The organism is Idiomarina sp. UBA4206 (assembly GCF_002383015.1).
Lineage (GTDB): Bacteria > Pseudomonadota > Gammaproteobacteria > Enterobacterales > Alteromonadaceae > Idiomarina > Idiomarina abyssalis.
The window spans coordinates 54,492-57,625 of record NZ_DFTS01000072.1; the positions used below are offsets into that span (position 1 = coordinate 54,492).

Annotated in this window: 3 protein-coding genes; all 3 read right to left on the bottom strand. The window is 45.7% G+C overall.

Annotated features, from left to right (window positions below; translation table 11 throughout):
• Window position 1 precedes the first annotated feature (1 nt).
• Window positions 2–1,771 carry an ExeM/NucH family extracellular endonuclease gene (locus tag B3180_RS14340; RefSeq protein WP_278358392.1) on the bottom strand — a complete coding sequence of 590 codons (1,770 nt, stop codon included), beginning with the start codon at window positions 1,769–1,771 and terminating at the stop codon, window positions 2–4.
• Window position 1,772: 1 nt separating this feature from the next.
• Window positions 1,773–2,252 carry a MarR family winged helix-turn-helix transcriptional regulator gene (locus B3180_RS14345; protein ID WP_054487334.1) on the bottom strand — a complete coding sequence of 160 codons (480 nt, stop codon included), beginning with the start codon at window positions 2,250–2,252 and terminating at the stop codon, window positions 1,773–1,775.
• Window positions 2,253–2,269: 17 nt separating this feature from the next.
• The coding region (locus tag B3180_RS14350; protein WP_286845181.1) for a CsiV family protein at window positions 2,270–3,134 on the bottom strand (865 nt) is incomplete at its 5' end.

Genomic DNA, 3,134 nt, shown 5'->3' on the forward strand with positions numbered 1-3,134 from the left:
CTTACATGCCCGATCCGGAAAAACGTAAATCAAGCACCAGCGGATCATGGTCTGAAGAACGGAAGGGGCCGTCAGAAAAGTACGTCTCATCACGATAGTCGTAAATCCATGGCTCATCTGCGTTAAAGGGTAAGTGGTAAACTCCCTCAACCTTACTTTCCAGCGAATTGGCTACAAAGATATGATCCAGAGAACCCGCCTGACTGTCATATACATAAGAGTAATCTGTAGCATCCGAAGGGTTATGGAAGCCATTTTCACTAAAGTAGCGAATAGGGTCTTCATGGTAATAAGCGTTGAAGTCGCCTAATAACACCGGGCTGGCTAATGACTCTTCAGAAATCCATGCCAGCAGCTGCTGGGATGATTTAAGACGTAAGTCATTCCAACAGGCCTGGCCATCGTTCTTATTGCTATTAGGACTGTCAGAGTCTTCCGGACAGCTGCCTTTCGACTTAAAGTGATTAACGATGACGCTGAATTCGCTATCTGTGTTTCTATCAATAAAACGCTGTGCTAGTGGTGGTCTGCTGCCCCATGAAAATGGGCCCTGGCGAGTGAAGAGTGCGTGTGAACTCGGCTTAACCCGTTTGGGTTGATAAATAATACCAACGGTAATTTGATCAGTACCAATTTTTTCAGCCCGGGGTTCAGCAACTTCGTACTCTTTGCCGGAAGCTTTTTCCAGTGCTTCGACCAGCTGGAATATAGCACTACGCTCACCAAAGCCATCGTTTTCGAGTTCCATCAAACCGACAATGTCAGCATCAAGAGCGGTTAATGCGGCAACAATTTTTTGCAACTGACGTTTCATTTGCTCCGTATTGTCTGCACCTCTTGGTGTGGGGAAGCCCTGGCCTGAACCATTTCCGTTAAAGAAGTTGAGAACGTTAAAGCTTGCAATTCGCACGGAATCATTGGCTTTTTCAGGTAACTGAGGCTGCTTGGATGAACTCTCTAACGTTAAATCTTCAGTTGGCTGAACTCTATAGGCATTATTGAACTGACTGATGATACCGCTAAAGCTGGCTATAGTGGCTCCTGAACGTAAGCTGTTTTGTTTGCCGTGCCAAAGGTTTGAAAAAGGTAAAGGGCTGGGTTCAACGACATTGCTGTTATCGTCCACCTGAAGTCGATTCAATTGGTTTTCTTCAGCTTGACGTTTAGCGTCCTGGCCTGGCATAACGATTTGTGTTGGTGTCCATAAACGACCAGAAGACACGTCAAAATAGCCATGGCGTGGATAGTTATAATGCCCTGATATTGTTAACTCATTAGCTGAGGAGGCAGATAGCTTTATCGGCATACCTTCTAAAGCTTCTAACTCAGCTAGCGATTGAACCGGCAGTTTTAAGTCGGTTATGTCCGGGAGCGACTCGGCGTCACCACAAGTTGTTATGCTCGATATGTCAACCAAAGACGTTAACAGCGAGCGCTCGGTGACCTTACCGGTTAGCTGCACTTGCTCACCGATATCGACACTGGAATGATGCTTTTCTGTAACGGCAAATAAGCCTTCTGAGGTAGTAGGGTTATCATCCATATCCTCAGCAAAGCTGTGTATGAAAAAGCCGCTAAGCTGCTCATCGGTTTGCCAACTAGCCGTTACAATGCCGCGCACGGTGACTTGTTGGTCAATTAGACTGGACTGTTCGTTTTCCCCTTGAATTTGGGCTATAGGGGTAACTTCATTTTCATTGTCACAAATATCAGCAACCGCTGCGCCCGAGAAAAAGAGAACCGGTAGCAGAGTAAATAGTTGTTTGTTCATTTTAATTATCCAGTTTGTGATAGCTTCCAACTTCGAGCACGGGCGCTGCGTCCAGACGTTCTGCATCCATCATATTGGCAATTCTTTGCATCGATGAAAGCAATAGCGATTGCTCCCACTCGTCCAATGCCTGAAATTTCTCAATAAAATCTTCCTGAAGGGGCTGAGGTGCTTTCTCCAGTAGGTTTAAACCCTGTTCAGTAAGGTACAGAGAAACCCGGCGTTTATCCTGTTCACTTCGGTGTCTGTGGATGAGATTACGGTGTTCCAGACGTTCGATAACATTCGAAACAGTAGCAGGACTTAAATTGATATTCTGCGCAACTTTACTGGCCGTAATGCCATTTGCGGCATTAATTTCACGTAAAATGAGCAGCTGAGGTCCTGTTAATCCGGAATATTTGTTGAGTTGTTTAGAATATAAGTCGATTGCACGAATGACTTTCCTAAGTGCCAGCAGTAACTCTTCATACTTTTCCATAGTTTCCCCGAAACCAACTAGTACCGTGGAGCTGACAGGTCAGTACGGCGAATTTGAACCACAACACCCAGCTTAGGGTGATCAAAGTAATGTGTTTCGTGACTGATAACCCGTCTTAACTGTGAGAAATAGAAACTACGCAGATACGGTGTTTGTTCGTTTGCGTTGTTTAAGGCCAGCGATGCCTGCGTTTCGATGTCGTTGGCGAGTTGTTTTATTTTGTCTTTTTCACGCAGATTAAATTCGCCATCAATATGCAGGTAATTACCAACCAGGAAAATATCGATGAGTCCATCGAACTCCCAAGCCAGGCTGGGGTGGCCTGCTGCTATTAAAGGAGGACGTACCGGTGTTCTTTCGTTTAACGGATTAAAAGGTTCTGAGCCTTGCTCTATAGCTGACAAAAGGTACTCAATATTATCCATCCGCTGTTTCTGGCTGGCGTTTGATAATGGCGTATTAAGTTCTTCTTGCTCTCTTGGAAAGCCATTGTAGAAAAACGTTTCGCTGTAGTTTTTGCCGCCATAGAGTCGAAACTTACGACTTTCGCCGCGTTTAAAAACGGGTTGGCGCCAGGCCAGGTGAAGTAACGGTTTACCTTGACCTTTGCGCTCCAACTCTTCACTAACAGGGGTTAGCTCTAAAACGTCTTTTGGCATTAAAAAAGGTTGTGAAGCTGTCTGAATGTCACCACCAGGGCCGTCAATGACAACCTCAGTATTACTGAGCTCTGACAACGCGTGAGCTGGGGCGAAAGGGTTTCCGGTAATGGGTATCCATTGGTCTTCGTTTTCATATTGGCAGGCAATATCAATTTGCCACTGATTATCTGAGAGTGGCTCGCAAACCGGCAAAGCGCTGCGAAGGCGGTTCTGTAGGCTA